This is a genomic window from Jatrophihabitans sp. GAS493 (assembly GCF_900230215.1).
Classification (GTDB): domain Bacteria; phylum Actinomycetota; class Actinomycetes; order Mycobacteriales; family Jatrophihabitantaceae; genus MT45.
In genome coordinates this window covers 872,893-893,913 of the sequence record NZ_LT907982.1, presented here as the reverse complement: position 1 = coordinate 893,913, position 21,021 = coordinate 872,893, and the positions used below count along the sequence as shown (strand labels likewise).

18 protein-coding genes are annotated in these 21,021 nt (G+C 68.0%); 12 read left to right on the top strand and 6 right to left on the bottom strand.

The features are described from left to right. Both CPH63_RS04105 and CPH63_RS04100 read right to left on the bottom strand, forming a co-directional pair. A complete protein-coding gene (locus CPH63_RS04105) occupies positions 1–1,323 on the bottom strand; it encodes a 3-oxoacyl-ACP reductase (protein ID WP_096301689.1) in 1,323 nt (440 codons plus the stop codon). Then, the gene (locus CPH63_RS04100) at positions 1,320–2,627 is read right to left on the bottom strand and encodes an acetyl-CoA C-acetyltransferase (RefSeq protein ID WP_096301688.1); all 1,308 of its coding nucleotides are present in this window, start codon (positions 2,625–2,627) and stop codon (positions 1,320–1,322) included. The genes CPH63_RS04105 and CPH63_RS04100 overlap by 4 nt, the downstream gene beginning before the upstream one ends. Before the next feature lie 86 nt (positions 2,628–2,713). Here CPH63_RS04100 and CPH63_RS04095 point away from each other — a divergent pair, with 86 nt between their 5' ends. The 3 genes from CPH63_RS04095 (at position 2,714) to CPH63_RS04085 (ending at position 5,654) form a co-directional block, all read left to right on the top strand. Beyond that, the gene (locus tag CPH63_RS04095) at positions 2,714–3,688 is read left to right on the top strand and encodes a TetR family transcriptional regulator (protein WP_096301687.1); all 975 of its coding nucleotides are present in this window, start codon (positions 2,714–2,716) and stop codon (positions 3,686–3,688) included. A gap of 230 nt (positions 3,689–3,918) precedes the next feature. Next, entirely contained in the window at positions 3,919–4,554 is a 636-nt protein-coding gene (locus CPH63_RS04090; protein WP_241895806.1) for a PadR family transcriptional regulator, read from the top strand. Next, positions 4,554–5,654 carry an inositol-3-phosphate synthase gene (locus tag CPH63_RS04085; RefSeq protein ID WP_096301686.1) on the top strand — a complete coding sequence of 367 codons (1,101 nt, stop codon included), beginning with the start codon at positions 4,554–4,556 and terminating at the stop codon, positions 5,652–5,654. Before CPH63_RS04090 ends, CPH63_RS04085 begins: the two co-directional genes overlap by 1 nt. 107 nt (positions 5,655–5,761) lie before the next feature. Here the strand turns inward: CPH63_RS04085 and CPH63_RS04080 are convergent, their stop codons facing one another. Next, positions 5,762–6,655 carry an MBL fold metallo-hydrolase gene (locus CPH63_RS04080; RefSeq protein ID WP_096301685.1) on the bottom strand — a complete coding sequence of 298 codons (894 nt, stop codon included), beginning with the start codon at positions 6,653–6,655 and terminating at the stop codon, positions 5,762–5,764. 129 nt (positions 6,656–6,784) lie between these two features. On the opposite strand from CPH63_RS04080, the gene CPH63_RS04075 reads away from it, so the two are divergent. From CPH63_RS04075 to CPH63_RS04060, 4 genes are all read left to right on the top strand, one after another. Beyond that, positions 6,785–7,399 (top strand): TetR/AcrR family transcriptional regulator, encoded by a 615-nt coding sequence (locus CPH63_RS04075; RefSeq protein WP_096301684.1) that lies wholly within the window; start codon positions 6,785–6,787, stop codon positions 7,397–7,399. 33 nt (positions 7,400–7,432) lie between these two features. Next, on the top strand, positions 7,433–8,254 hold the full coding sequence (locus CPH63_RS04070) for a transglutaminase family protein (protein ID WP_241895803.1): 822 nt from the start codon (positions 7,433–7,435) through the stop codon (positions 8,252–8,254). A gap of 66 nt (positions 8,255–8,320) precedes the next feature. Continuing rightward, a complete protein-coding gene (locus CPH63_RS04065) occupies positions 8,321–9,292 on the top strand; it encodes an NAD(P)H-binding protein (RefSeq protein WP_096301683.1) in 972 nt (323 codons plus the stop codon). Beyond that, complete coding sequence (locus CPH63_RS04060; protein WP_197704565.1) at positions 9,289–10,011, top strand: CPBP family intramembrane glutamic endopeptidase; 723 nt, start codon at positions 9,289–9,291, stop codon at positions 10,009–10,011. Before CPH63_RS04065 ends, CPH63_RS04060 begins: the two co-directional genes overlap by 4 nt. Before the next feature lie 17 nt (positions 10,012–10,028). Here CPH63_RS04060 and CPH63_RS04055 read toward each other — a convergent pair whose 3' ends face one another. Continuing rightward, on the bottom strand, positions 10,029–10,622 hold the full coding sequence (locus CPH63_RS04055) for a YqgE/AlgH family protein (RefSeq protein ID WP_197704564.1): 594 nt from the start codon (positions 10,620–10,622) through the stop codon (positions 10,029–10,031). An 84-nt stretch (positions 10,623–10,706) separates the two neighbouring features. Between CPH63_RS04055 and CPH63_RS04050 the strand changes: the two genes are divergently transcribed. Together CPH63_RS04050 and CPH63_RS04045 are read left to right on the top strand one after the other, a co-directional pair. Then, a complete protein-coding gene (locus tag CPH63_RS04050) occupies positions 10,707–12,032 on the top strand; it encodes an MFS transporter (RefSeq protein WP_197704563.1) in 1,326 nt (441 codons plus the stop codon). A 101-nt stretch (positions 12,033–12,133) separates the two neighbouring features. Then, entirely contained in the window at positions 12,134–13,549 is a 1,416-nt protein-coding gene (locus CPH63_RS04045) for an HNH endonuclease signature motif containing protein (RefSeq protein ID WP_096301682.1), read from the top strand. Here CPH63_RS04045 and CPH63_RS04040 read toward each other — a convergent pair whose 3' ends face one another. Further along, on the bottom strand, positions 13,550–14,545 hold the full coding sequence (locus CPH63_RS04040; protein ID WP_096301681.1) for an SMP-30/gluconolactonase/LRE family protein: 996 nt from the start codon (positions 14,543–14,545) through the stop codon (positions 13,550–13,552). It lies immediately after the preceding gene. Positions 14,546–14,681: 136 nt separating this feature from the next. Further along, positions 14,682–16,100, bottom strand: coding sequence for a CCA tRNA nucleotidyltransferase (locus CPH63_RS04035; protein ID WP_096301680.1), 1,419 nt, complete (start codon positions 16,098–16,100; stop codon positions 14,682–14,684). Positions 16,101–16,213: 113 nt separating this feature from the next. Between CPH63_RS04035 and CPH63_RS04030 the strand changes: the two genes are divergently transcribed. From CPH63_RS04030 to murJ, 3 genes are read left to right on the top strand one after another with little or no spacing between them, the layout of a single operon-like run. Continuing rightward, positions 16,214–16,648 (top strand): NUDIX hydrolase, encoded by a 435-nt coding sequence (locus tag CPH63_RS04030; RefSeq protein WP_371364846.1) that lies wholly within the window; start codon positions 16,214–16,216, stop codon positions 16,646–16,648. Continuing rightward, positions 16,645–18,984 (top strand): hypothetical protein, encoded by a 2,340-nt coding sequence (locus CPH63_RS04025; protein ID WP_157749263.1) that lies wholly within the window; start codon positions 16,645–16,647, stop codon positions 18,982–18,984. The genes CPH63_RS04030 and CPH63_RS04025 overlap by 4 nt, the downstream gene beginning before the upstream one ends. After that, positions 18,977–20,980, top strand: a complete 2,004-nt coding sequence (murJ, locus tag CPH63_RS04020) for a murein biosynthesis integral membrane protein MurJ (RefSeq protein ID WP_096301677.1) — start codon at positions 18,977–18,979, stop codon at positions 20,978–20,980. The genes CPH63_RS04025 and murJ overlap by 8 nt, the downstream gene beginning before the upstream one ends. Positions 20,981–21,021: the final 41 nt, after the last annotated feature.

The window sequence follows — 21,021 nt, the reverse complement described above, 5'->3', positions numbered from 1 at the left end:
TCAGGCCCCGACCAGGTTCTGACCGCAGACGCGCAGCACCTGACCGTTTACGCCACCGGCCGAAGACGATGCGAACCAGGCGGCCGTCTCGGCCACGTCGACCGGAAGTCCGGCCTGCTGCAGGGCATTCAGACGCCGAGCGACCTCCCGCGTCGCAAAGGGGATCGCGTGCGTCATGTCGGTGTCGATGAAGCCCGGTGCGATGGCGTTGATGGTGGCGCCGGTCTGGGCGAAGGCCGGAGCGAAGGAGCGGACCATCCCGATGACGCCCGCCTTGCTGGCCGCGTAGTTCGTCTGGCCGCGGTTGCCGGCGATGCCACTGGTCGAGGCGAGGCAGACGATGCGTCCGTCGTCGCTGAAGACGTCGCTGGCCAGCAGCGCCGCGTTGACCCGCAGCTGCGACTCCAGGTTGACCGCGATCACCGACGACCAGACCTCAGGCTTCATGTTGGCCAGCAGCTTGTCGCGGGTGATGCCGGCATTGTGGATGACGATGTCGAGCTTGCCGTAGCGCTCCTTGGCCAGTTCCAGCATCTTCTCCGCCGCATCGGGCGCGGAGATGTCCAACTGCAGCGTGGTCCCCCCAACCTTGTTGGCGACCTTGGCCAGGTTGTCACCGGCCGACGGGAGGTCGGCACAGATAACGGTGGCCCCATCGCGGGCCAGCACCTCGGCGATCGCCGCCCCGATACCGCGGGCGGCACCGGTCACGACGGCGATCTTGCCGGCCAGCGGCTGGTTCCAGTCGGCCGGCGCCGGCGCGGCACCGGATCCGACGCGCACCACCTGGCCGTCGACGTAGGCCGAACGGCCGGAGAGGAAGAAGCGCAGCGCCGACTCCGGCGAGGCCTCTCCGTCCAGCAGCACGAGGTTGGCCGTGGCACCGCCTCGCACCTCCTTGGCCAGTGAGCGGATGAACCCGTCCAGGCCGTGACGGGCGGCGTCGCGTACCGGGTTCTCACCATCGGGAACTCGACCGAGCACGATCACCCGGCCACCGCCCTTGAGGCGTCGCAGCGCACCGCCGAAGAACGACTGCAGCCCGGCCAGGTCGGCCGGCGACTCGGCACCGGTGGCATCGAGGACGAGTCCGCCCCACTTGGCGGCGTCGGAGTCCTCGGTCTGCACTTCGGCACCGGCATCGCGCAGGATGTCGCTGAGTTCCTTGACGCCCTCGCCGATCGAACCGACCAGCACCGGCCCGTTGACCAGCGGCGCTCCAGCCTTGTAGCGGCGCAGGATGGCCGGGCGGGGCAGGCCGAGCTTGGTGGCGACCGTCTTGCCCACGCCGCCGCTGACTATCTCCTGGTACTTGTCACTCATTTGGCTGCACTCTCCAGAATCGCGACGACACCCTGGCCGCCTGCTGCACAGATTGAGATGAGGCCCCGCTTGCCCGGGCCGGCTTCGTGAAGTTGCTTGGCCAGCGACGCGACGATGCGCCCACCGGTTGCCGCAAACGGGTGACCGGCGGCCAGTGATGATCCGTTGACATTCAGCTTGCTGCGGTCGATCGCGCCGAGCGGCGCGTCCAGGCCGAGGCGCTCCTTGCAGAACGCCGGGTCCTCCCAGGCGGCAAAGTTGACCAGCACGACAGAGGCGAACGCCTCATGAATCTCGTAGAAGTCGAAGTCCTGCAGGGTGAGCCCGTTGCGGGCCAGCAGACGTGGCACCGCGTAGATCGGCGCCATCAGCAGGCCGTCGTCCTTGATGTCGCCGTGGACGTAGTCCAGCGCCGAGGTCTCGGCGTCGGTGAGGTAGGCCCAGACCGGCAGCTTGTGCTCGGCGGCCCACTCGTCGGTGGAGAGGAGCACCGCCGAGGCGCCGTCGGTGAGGGGCGTGGAGTTCGCCGCCGTCATCGTCGGGTGGTCCAGTCCCTTGCCGAAGACCGGCTTGAGCTTGGCCAGCTTCTCGATCGTCGAGTCGCCGCGAAGGTTGTTGTCCTTGGACAGCTTGCGGAACGGCGTGATGAGGTCGTCGAAGAAGCCGCGGTCATAGGCGGCGGCCAGCTTCTGGTGGCTCTCCACCGTCAACTGGTCCTGCGCCTCGCGGGTGATGCCCCACTGCTCGGCCGTGATGGCAGCGTGCTCGCCCATCGACAACCCGGTGCGGGGTTCGGAGTTCTCCGGGCGCTCCGGCGCGAGGTGGGCCGGACGCACGCTGAGCAGAGTCTTCAGCTGAGCCGGAACGCCCTTGGCCCGGTTCGCGTCGAGCAGCGTCTTGCGCAGATCGTCCGAGACCGCGAGCGGCGCGTCCGAGGTGGTGTCGGTGCCGCCGGCGATGCCCGAGTCGATCTGGCCGAGGCGGATCTTGTTGGCGACCAGAATCGCCGTCTCCAGCCCGGTGCCGCAGGCCTGCTGCACGTCGTAGGCCGGGGTCTGTGGGCTCAGCTTCGAGCCGAGGACGCATTCGCGGGTGAGGTTGAAGTCGCGTGCGTGCTTGAGCACCGCGCCCGCCGCGACCTCGCCCAGACGCTCTCCCTGCAACCCGTAGCGCGCGACCAGACCGTCGATGGTGGCGGTGAGCATGTCCTGGTTCGACGCGTGTGAATACGGTCCGTTCGACCGGGCGAACGGAATGCGATTGCCGCCGACGATGGCGGCCCTTCGCGGTTTTGCTGTGGCCACGACTGGTCCTTCCCTTGCACGCTAATTTTTAGAGTTACTGGGGGGTAACATACTTGAGTTTGCCAGTATCGGCTACCTTGAGACACATGAAGCGTCCAACGTCGGGTCCCGCCGCGGCAATAGTCGAAGCAGTTCAGGATGGCGTCGCCAATGTCGTTGGCCACACAGTGGGCACGGCAGTCGGCACCGCCAACGAGGTCGTGGAGGTTGCCGCGTCCAGTGTGCGCCGCGGCACGGGCGAGCGTCCAACTGCTGAATCCTCCAAGAAACACGGGGCGACACGAACGGACGGACGCCGTGAGCGCTGGGCCGAACATCGCAAGGCGCGGCGGTCGGAGCTGATCGACGCGGCCACCGAAGCCGTCATCGAGTACGGCGCGAACGTCGGCATGGACCAGATCGCGGCCACCGCCAAGACCAGCAAGACTGTGATCTATCGCTACTTCAGCGACAAGGCCGACCTCCACCAGGCCGTCGCCGAGCAGGCGGCGACCCACCTCATCGAGGGTCTGGTGGCGGCCCTGGAGGGGGTTACCCTGCCCCGCGACACGCTGGCCGCCGGTGTCAGCGCATTCCTCACCGAGATCGACGAACGGCCCGAGGTGTACCGCTTCGTGATGATGCGGGTCGCCCAGAACAGCGAGGCCCTCTCGCCGCGCGACGAGCGACGCCGGGTCCTCGACTACCCGAGCATCATCGGCGAGCTGGTGAGCATGCAGATCGCCTTCTACATGAAGACCAGCGGACTGGACCCGATCCGAGCCCGCCCCTGGGGCGTGGCAATCGTCGGCTTCATCCGCAGCGCCGGGGACTGGTGGCTGGAACACCGCGATTCCATGTCGCGCGACGAGCTCTCCGAATACCTCTCGGCGCTGCTATGGAGCGGAATGGGCGGGCTGTACATCTCGGCCGGCATGGACGTCGAGATCGCACCGCCGCCGGGAATCTTCCCCATCCTGCCCAAGGACGCCCGCGTCGAGGCTCGGGCAACGACCGAGAAGAACACCGGAACTGACATCAACGCCGCGATTCAGAGCGTCCGGCAGGCATTCAGCGAGTAGCGCGCCCCCGCCCGGAGTTCACTCTGCCCCGCGAAACGTCGATCCGGCACCGCAAACCGACGTTCACCGGGGCAGTGTCGGGGTGCCGCAGCCCAATCCGACCGGAATCACCCCTGTTGTTCATCTCATAGCCAACGGGTGGTTACCTGGCGTCTCGGGCTGATGTATCGTGCTGATACATCAAGCTATCGCGCTGATACATCGGGACGACACATCCACTGACGCTCCTGATGCCCGCTCCGGCGGGTGCGATGGCACTGGGGATGAGTGCACCGATGGGGGTGAGTCAGTTGCTGGAGATTGCGATCCTGGGCCTTTTGAACGAGAGCCCGATGCACGGATACGAGCTTCGCAAGCGACTCTCCGGCCTGCTGGGGACGTTTCGCGCGTTCTCCTACGGTTCGCTCTACCCAACCCTGCGAAAGCTCTCCGAAGCCGGCTGGACCACCGAGGAAGAGGTCACGCCGACGGCGGGCGCGGGCGGCCGGGCACGACGCGGCAAGCGCGTCTACATGCTCACCGCGGAGGGCAAGGAACGCCTGGCGGAACTGCTGAGTGAAGTCGGACCCGACGCCTTCGACGATGAGGGATTCGGAGCCCGGCTGGCGTTCTTCGCCCAGACGAGGTCGGACATCCGGATGCAGATCCTGGAGGGTCGACGCCGTCGGGTCGAGGAGCAGCGGGACGGCATGAAGAGCGCCCTGGCTCGCACCAGGGAGCGGCTGGACCGCTACACGCTCGAACTACAGGAGCACGGCCTGGAATCAGTGGACCGCGAGGTTCGCTGGCTCAACGAATTGATTGAAAACGAGAAGACCAGCAATACATCAACCCAGAGAACCACCAACCCGAAGGAGGACCGCTGATGGTCTCGCAGAATGCGACCGGCGGCAGAATTCGCGTCGCCATTGTTGGCGTCGGTAACTGTGCAGCATCCCTGGTCCAGGGCGTGCATTACTACAAGGACGCCGATGCGTCGGCCAAGGTTCCCGGCCTGATGCACGTGAAGTTCGGCCCGTACCACGTAAGTGACATCGACTTCGTCGCCGCGTTCGACGTGGACGCGAAGAAGGTCAACCGCGACCTCTCCGAGGCGATCGTCGCCAGCGAGAACAACACCATCAAGATCTGTGACGTCCCGCCACTGGACATTCCCGTGCAGCGCGGCCACACCCTCGACGGTCTCGGCAAGTACTACCGCGAGACGATCGAGGAGTCGGACGAGGCGCCGGTCGATATCGTGGCCGCCCTTCGCGAAGCCAAGGTCGACGTGCTGATCTGCTACCTGCCGGTCGGTTCGGAGAAGGCCGCGAAGTTCTACGCCCAGTGCGCCATCGACGCCAAGGTCGCCTTCGTCAACGCGCTTCCGGTCTTCATCGCCGGCACGCCGGAGTGGGCCGCCAAGTTCGAGGCCGCCGGTGTTCCGATCGTCGGTGACGACATCAAGTCGCAGGTCGGTGCCACCATCACCCACCGCGTCCTGGCGAAGCTCTTCGAAGACCGCGGCGTCGAGGTTCAGCGCACGATGCAGCTGAACGTCGGCGGCAACATGGACTTCAAGAACATGCTGGAGCGCGACCGTCTGGAGTCGAAGAAGATCTCCAAGACGCAGTCGGTCACGTCGCAGATCGATCGCGACCTCGGTGCCGACAACGTGCACATCGGCCCGTCGGACTACGTTGCCTGGCTGGACGACCGCAAGTGGGCCTTCGTCCGCCTGGAGGGCAAGGCCTTCGGTGACGTGCCGCTGAGCCTGGAGTACAAGCTCGAGGTCTGGGACTCCCCGAACTCGGCCGGTGTCATCATCGACGCGCTGCGCGCTGCGAAGATCGCGCTCGACCGTGGCATCGGTGGACCGATCCTCTCGGCCTCCTCGTACTTCATGAAGTCCCCACCGGTCCAGTACAACGATGACGAGGCTCGCCGCGCGGTCGACGACTTCATCGCCGGAACCGTGGAGCGCTAAGTCTCATAGCTAGCGGGTCGTATTACGAGCAAGACGTGAAGAGGGGCGGACCGCTTGGTCCGCCCCTCTTGGCGTCTCACTCGCCAGCCGGCGAATCTTCGGTCAGCTCAGGCGCCGAGACTCAGCGGCGGCTGGCGCAGATCTCGATAAGCAGTGAGCACATTGCCGACCAGGCGCTCGGGCTGATCCCAGAGCCGCCACCGTTCGAACTGCTCCGACCGGCTCATCAGACGGGCGGCGTGGACCGGATCATGACCGCCGGAGCAGAGCCGCTGCGACTCGCTTGCCACCCAGCACCAGTAATCGCGGGCCGCGAGCACATCGCTGCGCCTGGCCACCGGACCGTGACCGGGGATGATCGCCACCGGATCGCATCCCAGCACCGTGTCGAGCGCCGCGATGACGTTACTGATCGGGCCGTGCCAGGCGACCGGAGTGCTCCCCACCGACACCAGATCACCGACGAAGACGACGCCGCGGTCACCCACGTGCACCACCACGTCACCGGCCGAGTGCCCCGGACCGACCTCGATGATCTCCACATGCCTTCCGCTCACGTCGAGATTCATCCGTCCGGTGAAGCTGCGATCCGGCAAGCGTCGACACTCGGCCGTGGTGGCGCTCACCTCCGAGCGCATCTCGCTCAGGCTGGCCGCGCTGGCGACGATCGTCGCCTCCTCTGGCATGGCCGCGTTTCCCCACCAGTGGTCGCCGTCGGCATGTGTGTTCACCACGGTCAGCCGGGCGGTCTCACCCAACATCGGCTGCATGGCCGCCAGCATCGTGCGCGCCTGCACCTCGTCCCACAGGGTGTCGACGATCAGCGCCGAATCGGCACCGACCACGATTCCGGCGTTGGCCTCGCCCCGGCACTGCACCGGATAGAGCCACGCCCAGACGTCGGCCGCCACCTCCTCCAACCGCGGCGTGGCGCGCCCGTACCCCGATCTGCGCGCCATCGGACGCAGCACCTCTCCTGGACTTGCGACCCTCCCGGTCATGCTCTCCCCTCCCGGCACACGTGCGCCGCACCCGCCGATACGCAGGGGCGACAATTTCTCCGTGTTGGGCGCTATTGTACGACGTTCCAATGGCGCCTGGGGCACCGAAACTAGTAGCGTCTCTGACAAATGTCCAACTCCCTCCCTCCAGCGGGCCGAGCCCCGGGGCTCACCGGTGCCCGGCTTCCCCCCGAACAGCGCCGAGAGCAACTGGTCGACATCGCCATCGACCTCTTCGGTGACCCGGCCAAGGGCGACGTCTCGCTTGAGGACGTGGCCCGGGCGGCCGGAATCTCTCGCAACCTCGTCTACCACTACTTCCCGGGGAAGGCCGCGCTGATCGCCGCCGCGGCTCGCACCGAGAGCGCGCGGCTGACCCACATGACCGAGCAGGATCCGACCCTGCGCGGGGCGGCCCGGCTCGCCGCCGCCCTGGATGCCTACTTCGACTACGTCGAGGAGCACCCGCACGCCTACCGGCTCATCTACCGCTTCGCCGCGGCCAATGCCGAGACCCGGGCCCTGCTGGACAACAACCAGGACATCTACAGCAAGCGGATCCTGAGCTGGCTCGACAATCCGTCACCGGCCACGGAACTGGCCGTCCGCTCGTGGATGACCTTCCTGACCTCGACCTGCCTGCGCTGGCTCGACACTCCAGAGGTGAGCCGTCAGGAGGTCATGCATCTCTGCGGTCAGATGCTGGTCACCGCACTGGCCGCCTCCGGTCACGAACTGCCGTAACCAGCCGTAACACCGGTAGCGCAGTATGGATGAATGCCTGATCTGAGTTCCGACCTGACCCGCATCGTCGGCGCCCATCTGGTGGTGGACGTCTACGACCCGGTGCGGATGATGCTGCAGGTCGCGGTGGCCGACGAGGCCCGGGTGACCGACGACCTGGAGATCACCCTCGGCGGAACCGCGATCGAGGCCCGCGAGGTGCATCTGGCCGACGTCGGACGGGTGCACCTGCTGGATGCGAAGCCCGGACGGCTGGTGCTCGACTACACCGCCACCGCCACCGGCCGTTCGGAGCCGATCAGTGCCACCATCACCGACGAGATCACTTACATCCGCCCGTCCCGCTACGCCGAGTCCGATCGGCTCGGCGCGATCGCGTTGGCCGAGTTCAGCGGGATCGAGTCCCGGGCCGAGTTGCTGGCGGCCGTCTCGTCCTGGGTCGGCTCGCAACTAAGTTACGTTCCGGGCAGCAGCGGCCCGACCGACGGAGCGGTGGATACGCTGCTGCATCGCCAAGGCGTCTGCCGCGACTACGCCCACCTGGTGGTCGCGCTGCTGCGGGCGATGGAGGTGCCGGCTCGGCTCGTCGCCGTCTATGCCCCCGGCTTGGAGCCGATGGACTTCCACGCGGTCGCCGAAGCGCTGGTCGACGGCGTGTGGCGGGTCGTCGACGCGACGCTGCTGGCGCCGCGGGAGACGCTGCTGCGCATCTCGACCGGGCGTGACGCGGCGGACACCGCGTTCCTCTCCATCTATGGCGGCGCGGCACAACTGCAGGAGTCCGAGGTGACCGCCTACGTCGCGTCGGGTGACCTGCCGATCGAGGACGTCCGAGCCCTGGTCAGTCTCAGTTAGCCGGTCGGGCTCGGCCAGCTCGGCGCGGCGCGTTTGGGCGGCTGCCCACCGGGGCAGGCTGCAGCCGTGACCAAACCTCCTACGAACCGTGTGCTGGTAACCGGCGCCTCCGGGTTCATCGGCTCGCACTTGACCGGCGCGCTGGAGGATGCAGGTTACGAGGTGCGGGCGATGACCCGCCACCCGGACGACTACCACGGGGCCGGCGCGCCGGTGGCCGGCGACGTCAGCGATCCGGCCAGTCTGGCCGGCCCGCTGGACGGTGTCAGTGCGGCCTACTACCTGGTGCACTCGCTGGACTCGGCGGACTTCGTGAAGACCGACGCCGCAGCGGCCCGGGCCTTCGGTGCGGCGGCGGCCGAAGCGGGAGTTCAGCAGATCATCTACCTCGGCGGTCTGGGCGCGGACGACGAGAAGCTCTCCGATCACCTGCGTTCCCGGCGAGAGGTGGAGCACCTCCTCGGCGAAGCCGGTGTACCGGTGACCGTGCTGCGGGCCGCCGTCGTGATCGGGCACGGAGGAATCTCCTGGGAGCTCACCCGACAGCTGGTGGCCCACTTGCCGGTGATGGTCACGCCGCGCTGGGTCTACACGCGCACCCAACCGATCGCGCTCCTCGACGTGATCCGGTACCTGGTCGGCGTGCTCGACGTTCCGGCTGCCGCCGGGCAGGTCTACGAGATCGGCGGGCCGGAGGTGCTGCGCTACGCCGACATGCTGCAGCGGGCGGCCCGTCTGAGCAATCACCGGCCGCTACCGATGATCGGGGTCCCGATGCTCACCCCGTCCCTCTCGTCGCTCTGGCTCGCCCTCGTCACCGACGTCGACCTGACGACCGCCCGGAACCTCATCGACTCGATGAGCAACGAGGTCGTGGTACACGACGACTCGATCCTCGACGTTGTGCCCGGGGAGCGCATCGGGTACGACGAAGCGGTGCGACTTGCCCTGGCCCAGCGTGACGAAGCCGAACGAGCCGAAGCCGAACGAGCCGAAGCCGAACGAGCCGAAGCCGAACGAGCGGAAGCCGGCCGGTGACCAGTCGGGCGCCCGGAGTTGAGCGGACGGTTCGTCGCCTCCTCGGTCCGGCGCTGGTAGAGCGGGTCCCGCGCGACCACACCCAACCCGATAGCGAGTTCATGCGGCGCCGCGTCGTGGTCGGTCTGACGCTGGTCGTCGGCGCCGTCGTCCTCGGCTTCTCGCTCGCCGCGGCGCCGGGAAGCGCCGCCTTCTATCCGCTCACTCTGCTACTGGCCGCCGTCTGGACCGTCGGCGGCTTTCTCTCCGGCCCGCTGCACCTCGGCTGGATCGACTGGCGCGGCGACCTACGCCGCCCGATCATCACTCCGATTGTTGTCGGCCTGGTCGCCGCGGCGATCTTCGTCGTCGGTGCATTGGTCGTCCGGGAAATCCCGGCGCTGCGTGATCTCACCGAGCACGTGCTGGCCCACGCTCGGAAGGGCTCTACGCCACTGGTGCTGGTGGTGACGGTCCTGAACGGGGTCGCCGAGGAGATCTTCTTCCGGGGCGCGCTCTTCGCCGCGATCGGCCGCCGCCATCCGGTGGCCGTCTCCACGGTCATCTACGCGCTGGTCACCATCGCCACGCGCAACCCAATGCTGGTCTTCGCCGCCGTCACCCTCGGGCTCGTGCTCGCGCTACAACGCCGCGCGTCCGGGGGAGTGCTTGCTCCGGCGCTGACCCACGTCACCTGGTCGGTCATCATGCTCTTCGCCCTCCCGCCGCTGTTCGCCTGACTCGCTCTCGCGGCAGATCAGTTGAGCCCGACCTCGGAGGGATACGTGGATACGAGACTCAGCGGCGGCCCCTGGCGGCGCAGGACGTCCCGCCAGAGAGTCTGCGGAGACTCGGCGAAGACGTCGTCGGGGGAGCCCTCGACCACGAACCACGACCCCTCGCGGAGTTCGTCGTCGAGCTGCGACGGCGCCCAGCCGGCGTGCCCGGCGAAGACACGCAGCTTGGTGGTGGCTGAGCTGACCAGCTCGACATCCGCGTCGAGGTCAACCGTGCCGAGCTCGTCGGAGACGACCCGGACGCTATCGCGTCCGAGCAGGGCCGCCTCGGCCTCGCGCAGCGCGCCGATACAGAGCGCGCCGTCGGGAAGCACCGGACCGCCGGTGAAGACGACCGCCGGATCGCTGACGGCGTCGTGCCAGTCCGGCAGCACCTGCCCGACCGGCGTCCGCGAGGGGCGGTTGAGGATTACCCCCACCGTGCCTCCGCCGTCGTGCTCGAGCAGGAAGATGACGGTGCGGCTGAAGGTGGACTCGATCAGCGACGGCGCGGCGACCAGGAGGCGTCCGGATGCAGGGAGCAGCCCGGTCCAGGGCTCCTCTGCATCCGCCACAGGGACTATCTTGCCTGGTCCGGGTCGAAGATGCGCCTGCACCCTCCAAGGCGGCACCTCGGAATGAGCACTAGCGTTGCAGGGGTGAGTCACCGCGGGCACCTACGAGCCGCGTTCCAGCGACCCGGTTTCCAGCGTCTGCTCACAACTCGGCTCTCCGCTCAGATCGGAGACGGGGTCTTTCAGGCCTCCCTGGCCGGCGCCGTCCTCTTCAATCCTGATCGGGCGACCACTCCCCGCGACGTCGCGGCCGGCTTCGCGGTGATCCTGCTCCCGTACTCCTTCGTCGGCCCATTCGCCGGGGTTCTGCTCGACCGTTGGTGGCGGCAGCGGGTGCTGGTTTTCGCCAATGTTGTCCGGGCACTCTGCATCGTCGGGGTGGCCGCCGAGATCGCCTCCGATGTGCATGGGCAGCCGTTCTTCGCCAGTGCGCTCGTCGTCATCTCGGTGAATCGCTTCTTCCTCTCCGCGCTCTCCGCGTCGCTGCCGCACGTGGTGGACGACGCTGAGCTGATCACCGGCAACGCGTTCTCGACTACCGCGGGAGCGATCGCCACAACAGTGGGAGGCGGGGCGGCGATCGGCGTGCGCCATTGGATCGGCGACACCAACGGGGCCTATGCCGTCGTGGCGGTGGCGGCGACGGTGCCGTACCTCATGTCGGCGCTAGCCGCCCATGGTTTCGAGCGGACGGCACTCGGGCCGGATGACGTGCAACGCAGTGCGCGCGAGACGCCGCGAATGGTGCTGGCCGGCCTGGTGGCCGGTGCGCGACATATCGCCTCGCACCCACCGGTCGCACGGGCCCTCACGATGATCGGCGTCCAGCGTTTCTGCTACGGAATAACGACGATCTGCACGCTCCTGCTGTATCGCAACTACTTCACCGACGACGGATTCTTCCGGGCCGGCATCACCGGGCTGGCTCAGGTCGTCGCCGCGACGGCGCTCGGCGGCGGGTTGGCCGCAGTGGTCACTCCGGTCGCCGCTCGGCACCTCGGATACGTGCGGTGGCCGGCCGCGCTGCTCTTCTTCGGCGGCGCGCTGCAGTTGGTCTTCGGGCTGCCGTTCACCATGCCGATGCTGCTCATCGCCGCCTTCGGATTGGGGTTCGTGGCGCAGGGCGTGAAGATCTGTGTCGACACCCTGGTGCAGCAGCAGGTGTCGGATGAATTCCGCGGCCGGGTCTTCTCGCTCTACGACACTCTCTTCAATCTCACCTTCGTCAGCGCGACGGTGGTGACCGCGATTCTCCTTCCGGCCAACGGGCATTCACCGGCTGCGGTGATCGTGATCGGGCTGGCCTACTTCCTGACGGCGCTGCTCTACCTACGGTCAGCCGACCGTGCGGCGCAGGACGGACGGGACGTGACGATCGCGTCGCAGCCAGATCTCGTTCCGGATAGCTGACGACGGCCCGCAGCGGAATCATCCAGGTTTTGTTGGGCTTTGCCTCTGGATTGATCGGTTGATCGATCTTTTTGTCGTACCCCACCGCTACGGTTCTGGGTATGGGAGGAACACCGTACGACGAGACGGATGATGGGGCTGCTGTGCGGGTTCCGTCGTTTGCCGATGCGGTGATGTTTCCCGATGGTGTGGCTGCGTGGTTGGCGGCGCATGAGCCGGGGTCGGAGACATCAGCCCTGATGGGGGTGCTGGACCCGGAGCGTCTTAGTCATGCTGGGCGGGTGGACCTGTTGGTCGCGGTCCGCCGGCAGCGGGCCTGGTTCGCCGCGACCGAAGCCGGTCTGCTGGCGTCGATCAGTGCTCATGCGGCGGAGCTATCCCCGGTGCCGGAGTTGGCGTTCGAAGCCGCGGAGGCGGACGTGTCGTGTGCGCTGCAGATCCCGCCGAGGACAGCCGGATTCGCGTTGGACCACGCCGTGACCCTGGTGAACCGGATCCCGACCACGCATCGGTTGCTGTTGGAGGGGCGGACGACGCAGCGGCACGCGATGACCCTCGTCGGTGCCATCACCAACATCAGCGACGACCGGATCGCCTCCCAGGTCGAGGACGCGGTGCTGGGCAAGGTGGGGCATCAGACGCCGACCCAGTTCACCGGCACCGTCTGCCGCGCCGTCGCCAAGTTCAACCCCAAGACCGATGCCCAGGCCCACGAAGATGCGGTGAAGGAACGTCGGGTCGCCCGGTTCGCTCATGACGACGGGATGGCCGCGGTCTGGGCCTACCTCCCCGCCGATGCGGCGGACGCGGTGATGGTCGCCGTCAAGGCCGTCGCCGACCAGTCGAAAGCTCAGGCCCCCGGGGATGGGCGGACCGCCGACCAGCGCCGGGCTGATGCGTTCCTGAACATCGCCCTGCGGGCGTTGAACGATCCGGGGTTGCCGAAAGCCCACGGCCTGCGACCCAGCGTTCACGTCACCGTCTCCGCAACCACCCTGTTGGGCTTGGATGAGTTGCCGGGTGACCTCGACGGGTACGGCCCGATCCCCGCCACCCTGGCCCGACGCATCGCCGCCGACCCCACCGGCACCTGGCGCCGCCTGATCACCAACCCCCTCAGCGGAACCCTCCTCGACCGCGGCCGCAGCACCTACACACCACCCCGCGACCTCACCGAACACGTCATCACCCGAGACCGGACCTGCGCCTTCCCCACCTGCACCCGACCCGCTCGCCGCTGCGATCTCGACCACCGCATCCCGTATCCCACCGGCTGCACAAGCGCCTGCAACCTCAACGCCCTCTGCCGCCGACACCACCGCCTCAAACACCAACTCGGCTGGACCATCACCCACCGCGACACCCACGGCAACTACCACTGGAGCACCCCAACCGGCCACCACTACAAATCCATCACCCCACCGCTGAGCGACCCCGACCCACCACCCGATCTGGACCTATCCGACGCGCCTATCCGACGCGCCGGACCCGGACCCAAGCGACGAACCCTGACGTAGCTAGCTCGCGGCGGCCGCGGCCACCGCGTCGAAGCCGGACGGGATCTCGTAGATCTTCCCGTCGAAACCGGCACGATAGAGATGCCCGGCGGCAAATCCCTGCCTGCTCTTGCCGTAGACCACCACGCTGGAGTTGGTGATGCCGCTGGCCAGTTCGCACGTCACCCCCGGCTTCTCGATCCGCAGCACGACGCCGCTTACATCCGTCGGCACAACCGGTCGATCAGCCGAATCAAGGGTGAGACCGTCCGGCGCGTCGAAGGAATGCGAACCGGTGAGGTCGAGCAGACTCTCCGGCTGGTTCGGATGCGCGATGGGAATGCGACTCACCCCCGGGTTCACGAATGTCCTTGAAACATAGAGGTATTTGTCATCGTGGCTCAGCACAGCGCCATTGGCGCTGAGGAAGGGAGCCCACTCCGGAGTCGCTACCCCGGTCGGCGATACCTTCCCGATCTGGCCGCCGAAGTCGTTCGTCGCATAGATCGTTCCATCGCGGGCCACCGCCAGACCGTCGGCCGCACTGAACCCCGACGCGATCTGAGTGAGCTTCCCCGTTGTGACGTTCACTCTCGAGATCGCACCGGGATGCAGTAGATCACCCAGGAAAACACGGGCATCCGCACCGCTCCCGACGATCAGCGTGCCGTCGTTCAGCAGGGCCAACGCCCCGCCTCCCGAGGCGCCGGGGAGGGTGGCGATCAGCGTCGGGGTCGCACCGGGCCGGTCGAAGCGCAGCACCCGACCACCGAAGAGATCAGTGACGTACAGCCGTCCTAGGTTGTCCACCACCGCACCCTCCAGCGCCGCCCCGCCGGCATCACCGACCTGCACCGGGGGCTTCTCAACCGGGCAGACGACACCGCTGTAGGCCGAGGCGGCACCGGAGCCGATCGTGGCCACCAGCGCAGCGGCGCCGGTGGCCGCCGCCACCGCGACGGCCGCGCAGCGGCGACGAACATGAGACTTGGAATGGGTCGAGCGGGATCGGGCCATCGGTGAACCTCCACGTAGCCGGGGCGCCTCCGGATAGAGGCGCGCTCCAGCAGTTACTACGCGGTAGCTATGACCCAGGTTCAACAGTTACGTACATATTTGACGGTAAATTTGGTGTTTGCCCGCCCGGCCAGAATCAGGCCTGCGCGGCGTACCAGCTCCGCAGCGCCGACACCGCGTCCTCATGGGAGAGCGGGCCGTTCTCCATCCGCAACTCGAGCAGGTAGCGGTACGCCTTCCCGACCAGTGGCCCGGCGGGAATCTCCAGCAACCGCATGATCTCGTTGCCGTCCAGGTCCGGACGCACCGCGTCCAGCTCCTCCTGCTCGCGCAGCATCGCGATCCGCTGCTCCAACTCGTCGTACGCATCCGACAACGCGGCCGCTTTCCGCTTATTACGGGTGGTGCAGTCCGAGCGCACCAGCTTGTGCAGCCGCTCGAGCAACGGCCCGGCGTCGATGACATAACGCCGCACCGCCGAGTCGGTCCACTCCCCCCGGCCATACCCATAGAAGCGCAGGTGCAGGAAGACCAGTTCCGCGATGTTCTCGGTCATCTCCTTGGGAAACTTCAACGCCCGCAGCCGGGCCCGCACCATGCGAGCCCCCTCGGCCTCATGGTGATGGAAGGTCACCCGGCCACCAGCCTCGAAACGCCGCGTATTCGGCTTGCCGATGTCGTGCAGCAGCGCCGCCCAGCGAAGCACCAGGTCCGGGCCGTCGGTCTCCAGGTCGATGGCCTGCTCCAGCACCTGCAGGGTGTGTGCATAGACGTCCTTGTGCTGCCCATGCTCGTCCGAAGACATTCGCAGCGCCGGCAGCTCGGGCAGCACTACATCGGCCAGGCCGGTGTCGACGAGCACCTCGAGCCCCGCCCGTGGGTTCGCTCCGAGCAGCAGCTTCGACAGCTCCACCTGCACTCGCTCGGCGGTGATCCGGGCCAGCTGGGGTGCCATCTCCGTCATCGCCGCGAGTACCGGCTCCGCCACCGCGACCCCAAGCGTCGAGGCGAACCGTGCCCCGCGCAGCATCCGCAGCGGATCGTCGGCGAAGGACTCCTCGGGGGTCGCCGGCGTGTTGAGCACACCTCGGGCCAGATCGGCCAGGCCGCCGAACGGGTCGCTGAACTCCGCCGGCTCGCCAACGGGGTGCGAGACAGAGAGCGCCATCGCGTTCATGGTGAAGTCACGGCGAAGCAGGTCGTCGCGCAGCGAGTCACCGAAGGCGACCTCCGGGTTACGGCTCACCCGGTCATAGCGGTCGGCCCGAAATGTGGTGATCTCCAGCAGTTGCCCCTCCAGCTGCACTCCTACCGTGCCGAATTCGATGCCCGTCGTCCAGATCGCGTTCGAGAGGGGTTCGACGACGCTCAGGATCTGCTCGGGACGGGCATCGGTGGTGAAATCGAGGTCGTCGGCCGGGCGCCCCATGAGCGCATCCCGCACCGGCCCACCGACCAGATGCAGTTCGAAGCCGGCCGCACGGAAGGCCGCTCCGAGGCGCGTCGCCACCGGTGGTATTGAAATGAGGTCCTGAGGTCCCTGGGCCGGTGTCACGAGCCCCCACGGTACTGCCCGCCGGTTACCATCAGCAGATGCCCTCCTCGCAGAAACCTGAGCGTGGCGCGAGCATCGGTCGGGACGGCGGCAAATCCCGCCAGACCCGTCGCCTGCAGCGGGTCGAGGAGACGAGCGCGGGCGGATTGGTCGTCGACCTCAGCGGAACGGTCCTGATGGGCGCGCTCATCGGTCGCACCGACCGACGCGGACGCCTGCTCTGGTCGCTGCCGAAAGGACACCTGGAGAACGGTGAGACGGCTGAGCAGGCCGCGGTCCGGGAGGTTGAAGAGGAGACGGGCATCCGGGGCGAGATCATGGCCCGCCTCGGCAGCGTCGACTACTGGTTCATCGCCGGCGAGCGGCGCATCCACAAGACCGTGCACCACTTCCTGCTCCGCGCCACCGGCGGCGCGCTGTCGGATGCGGACATCGAGGTGACCGAGGTCGCCTGGGTACCGCTGAGCGAGATCACCCGACGGCTGGCTCACGCCGATGAACGGGAGCTCGTAGACACCGCCGGACGGTTGCTCGCGGAGAGCGCGTGACACCAGTACGGCCCACTCGACCCGCAGGCACCACTCGACCCGCAGGCACCATTCGTCCCGCAGGCCCGATCCATCCCGCAGGCTCAACCCGCCCCGCAGGCTCCGTTCGCCGGGCCCGGTTCGCCGTCCGTAGCCGTTTCGTCGGCGTGCTGGCGCTGGTCCTCACGATCTGGCTCTGCTGCTCCCTCAGCTCCACCGGCGTGCTCGCGGCCGCCAGCACACCTTCGCCGAGCCCGCTGACCAGCAAGAGCGTGACCCTTAGCGTCATCAACCTGAGCCCGACCACACCGGCGATCTCGGCGACCCCGCAGCCGCTCACCTTCACCCTCTCGCTCACCAACAACACCGGCTCCGCGCTCACCCAGCTCACTCTCGCCGTCCGCCGCGACGTGCCGACCACCCAGCAGGCAGCCCTGCAGGACAACTTCGACAACCCCGCCAAACCCTCGTCGTCCGCGATCGTCATGCACTCCATGGAACTCGCCCCGTTGCCGGCCCACGCCACCCGGATCCAGACCTATGTCGGCACCGCGAGCACTCTCGACGACGGCTCCTCCGACATCTGCCTCTGCGCGACCGGGATCTACCCGATCGACTTCACCGTCTCGGCCGCGGCCAGCAGCGACGGCCCGACCACCGCCGTCGGCACGGCGCAGAGCTACGTGCCGTCCTTCCTGCAGCCGCCGACCCCGATGAAGGTGAGCTGGGTCTGGCCGTTGATCGACCGGCCGCACCGGGTCACCGCCGAACAGGTCTTCTTCGACGACGACCTGGGCGTCTCCGTCGCGCCGGGGGGGCGGCTATTCCGTTCACTCTCGGTGCTGGAGGGGATCCAGAGCTTCACCCGGGCCACCCTGATGGTCGACCCCGAGCTCATCTCCGAACTGCTGACCATGTCTGACCATTACGAGGTGATCCGGCCAGCCCCGGCCAGCCAGCCGACCACCGCCCCGGCCAGCGGCGCCCACCCGGCAGCCAGCACAACCGTCGACGGCACCCACAGCGAGGATGCGGCCAACTGGCTGGCCCGCTTTCACACCGTCGCCGCCGCCAGCCAGGTCGAGTTCACTCCGGACGCCGACCCCGACACCGAAGCGATGGTCCGGGCCAACCTGCACTGGAGCACGACGGTCGACCCATCGGTGGCCGGGCAGGCAACCGGCGTCGGCACCCACGATCTCGCCTGGCCGGCCGACGGCGTCGCCACCGCCGCCGGTATCAAGTCGCTGATCTCCGGCGGCGCGCGCGCCCTGGTTCTCAGCGATTCGGTGCTCCCCGCGTTGAGCGACGCCGTCTACCCACCGTCGTCGGTGGCCCAGTTGGATCAATCGCTCCCGGACGGGACCAAGGCCCACGCCGTCGTCACCGACTCGGTGGTGCAGAGTCTCGCCGCGACCGCGGTGAGCGTCAGTACGCCTTCGACGGTGAACACCTCGGCGCTGCCCAAACTCGTTGCCGCGGTGGCGATGCGCGCCGTCGCCCAACCCACGGCGGCGCCCTATCTCGTCATCACCGCACCGCGGGACGTGAACCCCTCGGTCGCCGCCGCCGTCCGGGCGATCCACGAGACGAGCGCGACCTACTGGTCGACGCCGGTCACCGTCAACGATGCGGTCAGCACCCTCACCCCCGACCAGCGCGCCTCCCTGACCAGCCCAGGCGATGGCTCCAGCGTCTCGGCGACGATGATCCACACCAGCGCCACCACCTCGAGCTTCGTCCGGGACTTCGCGACCATCTTCGTCTCGGCAACTGACGCGGCTCAGGTACTCGCCGGCTACCCGGCCGCCGCACAGCGGGCTGCCTCGAACGGGTGGCGCGGGCACGACGCCTCGGCCCTGACCTTCAACACGACGCTCACCCGGCAGGTGGAGACGCTGCAGTCGGCCGTGCGGATCGTCCGGCCGACCACCGGGAGCTACACGCTGGCCTCCTCCGACGCCCCGCTCTTCGTCAGTGTGCTCAATACCCTCGCCTACCCCGTGCGGGTGAAGGTCGCGATCACGACCGTGGGGATGGTTCGCGGGGTCACCACCGACGACACCGGGGTGCACGTTATTCAGGGCGACGGAAGCCAGGTGACCCTTCGTATTCCGGCCCACGCCCAGCGACCGGGACGGTTCGTCGTCGAGGCCTCCCTGCTCACCCCGCTCGGCGCCGGGCTCGGCGATCCGATCGAGCTCGACGTGCGCAGCACCGCGCTCGGCGGCGTCGGGGTGATCATCACGGTCATCGCCGGTGTGGTGCTGGCCCTGGCCCTGCTGCTGCGATTGATCCGGCGTCTGCGCCGCGGCCGGAAGACGCCCTCCGAGCCGCCGGCGCCGTTGCATGCCTGAGCAGAGCGACGAAGAGGACTGGGGCGCAGCGTCGGTCTACGGCCGCGGTCTGGTCACCATCGAACCGAGCCTCTACGCCGGCGCCGCACCCATTCCCGGCGTCATGCTGCCGCAATGGCAGCAGCTGACCGACGCCGAGGAGGCGGCGGCCGCCGAGGTGCCGTGGAGTCAGCCCACCTACGGCGGCCGGCGCAAGTACCGGCCGCGGCGCGAGCCGCCGGTACAGCCAGTAGAGCCACCGCCAGTGCAACCCCCGCCGGTCCCGCCGGACGACGACGGACCGATGACGACGATCTTCGGCGCGATCGACGCCGAGATCGCACCCGACCAGCCGGTGGTGGCAGCCGGCCCGGAGATCAGTGTCGATCAGATTCTGGCCGACCAGGTCGGCACCGGCGAAGGAACGGGCGAGTCGAACCAGCGGGTTCTCGCCTCCAGCCGGACGATGGCCATCGCCAGCTTGGTCAGCCGGCTGACCGGCTTCGCGCGCAGCCTGCTGCTCATCGCCGCGCTCGGCTTCCTCAGTGTCGGCGATGCCTACAACACCGCCAACAACTTCCCCAACATCGTCTACGAACTGCTGCTGGGGGGTGTGCTCTCCAGCGTCCTGATCCCGCTCATCGTGCACGCTCAGGAGCACGACGGCGACCACGGCGTCGCCTACACCCAGCGGCTACTTTCGATAGCCACCGCCGCGCTGGCCGTCGCCACACTGGTCGCCGTCGCCGCCGCCCCGCTCATCGCCGCCGCCTACGTGCAGCCCGGCTCCAAGCGAGAACTCACCAGTATCTTCGGCACCCTGCTGCTGCCGGAGATCTTCTTCTACGGCCTGGGGGCGCTGGTCGTCGCTGTTCTCAACACCCGCCGGGTCTACGGCCCCGGCGCCTGGGCACCGGTGCTCAACAATGTCATCGTCATCGCCACGGTCGGGGTCTTCTGGAGCATGCCCGGGCCGGCCACCCTCAACCCGACCACGATCACGACGGCTCAGATCCTCGTTCTCGGCATCGGCACGACAATGGGAATCGTTGCTCAGTCGCTGGTCCTGCTGCCGTTCCTGCGGCGCTCAGGCTTCCGCTGGCAGTGGCGCTTCCGGGCCCGTCCGGAGGAGCGTGGGCGCCTGGCCGAGGTCGGCAACCTCGCTGGCTGGGTGATCGGCTACGTGGTGGCCAGTCAGATCGGGCTCTGGCTGGTCTTCAAGGTGGCCAACCGGCACGAGGGCGGTGCGGCGGCCTTCGCCGCAGCCGATCTCATCTTCCAGATGCCTTACGGCATCATCGGCGTCTCGCTGCTCACCGCGCTGATGCCGCGGATGTCCCGCTCGGCCGCCCGCGGTGAGACCGAGGCGGTGATCCGCGACCTCTCGCTGGGGGCGCGTCTGTCGAGCGTCGCCTTGCTGCCCATCACGGCCGGGCTGATGGTGCTCGGACCCACCCTCGGCACCGTCCTCTTCGACCACGGAGCCAACGGGCCGGACAAGGCCCGGCACGCCGGCGTGGCGATCGCGCTGGCCGCCTTCGGCCTGGTGCCCTTCGCACTGGTGATGCTGCAGCTTCGTGTCTTCTACGCCATGCGCGACGCCAAGACGCCGACCATCATCAACATCGGAATGGTCGCCGCCAAGATGGTCCTGGTGCTGCTCTCGGCAGCGACGCTGGACTCCAGCCACGTGGTCGAGTCCCTGAACGTCGCCACCTCCGCGTCCTATCTGGTCGGGGCCGTAGTGGGACATCTACTACTGAAGAAGCGGCTTGGAAGCCTGCAGTTCGGCAGTGTCTGGCGCACCATGCTGCAGGTCGGGGCCGCATCGGCGGTCGGCGCGGTCGTCGCCTTCGCCGTACTCCACGGAGTAACCGCAGCGCTCGGCACGGGCATGCTCAGTGACGCCCTCGGCCTGCTGCTCGCCTCCGCCGCCGGCCTCGTCGTCATGGGCCTGGTAGCCGTCCGAATGCGCATCCCCGAAGTGCAGGACATAGTGCGGATGGCTCGCCGCTAACCAGCTCCGAGGCGCGGACAGGCAGCTGGGAATGCTTGTCC

Coding starts and splice junctions, on each gene's coding strand:
- CPH63_RS04070 (WP_241895803.1), top strand. CDS start 7,433: ATGCCTGATCTGAGTTCCGACCTGACCCGCATCGTCGGCGCCCATCTG.
- CPH63_RS04075 (WP_096301684.1), top strand. CDS start 6,785: ATGTCCAACTCCCTCCCTCCAGCGGGCCGAGCCCCGGGGCTCACCGGT.
- CPH63_RS04095 (WP_096301687.1), top strand. CDS start 2,714: ATGAAGCGTCCAACGTCGGGTCCCGCCGCGGCAATAGTCGAAGCAGTT.
- CPH63_RS04085 (WP_096301686.1), top strand. CDS start 4,554: ATGGTCTCGCAGAATGCGACCGGCGGCAGAATTCGCGTCGCCATTGTT.
- murJ (WP_096301677.1), top strand. CDS start 18,977: ATGCCTGAGCAGAGCGACGAAGAGGACTGGGGCGCAGCGTCGGTCTAC.
- CPH63_RS04040 (WP_096301681.1), bottom strand. CDS start 14,545: ATGGCCCGATCCCGCTCGACCCATTCCAAGTCTCATGTTCGTCGCCGC.
- CPH63_RS04105 (WP_096301689.1), bottom strand. CDS start 1,323: ATGAGTGACAAGTACCAGGAGATAGTCAGCGGCGGCGTGGGCAAGACG.
- CPH63_RS04080 (WP_096301685.1), bottom strand. CDS start 6,655: ATGACCGGGAGGGTCGCAAGTCCAGGAGAGGTGCTGCGTCCGATGGCG.
- CPH63_RS04045 (WP_096301682.1), top strand. CDS start 12,134: ATGGGAGGAACACCGTACGACGAGACGGATGATGGGGCTGCTGTGCGG.
- CPH63_RS04090 (WP_241895806.1), top strand. CDS start 3,919: ATGCCCGCTCCGGCGGGTGCGATGGCACTGGGGATGAGTGCACCGATG.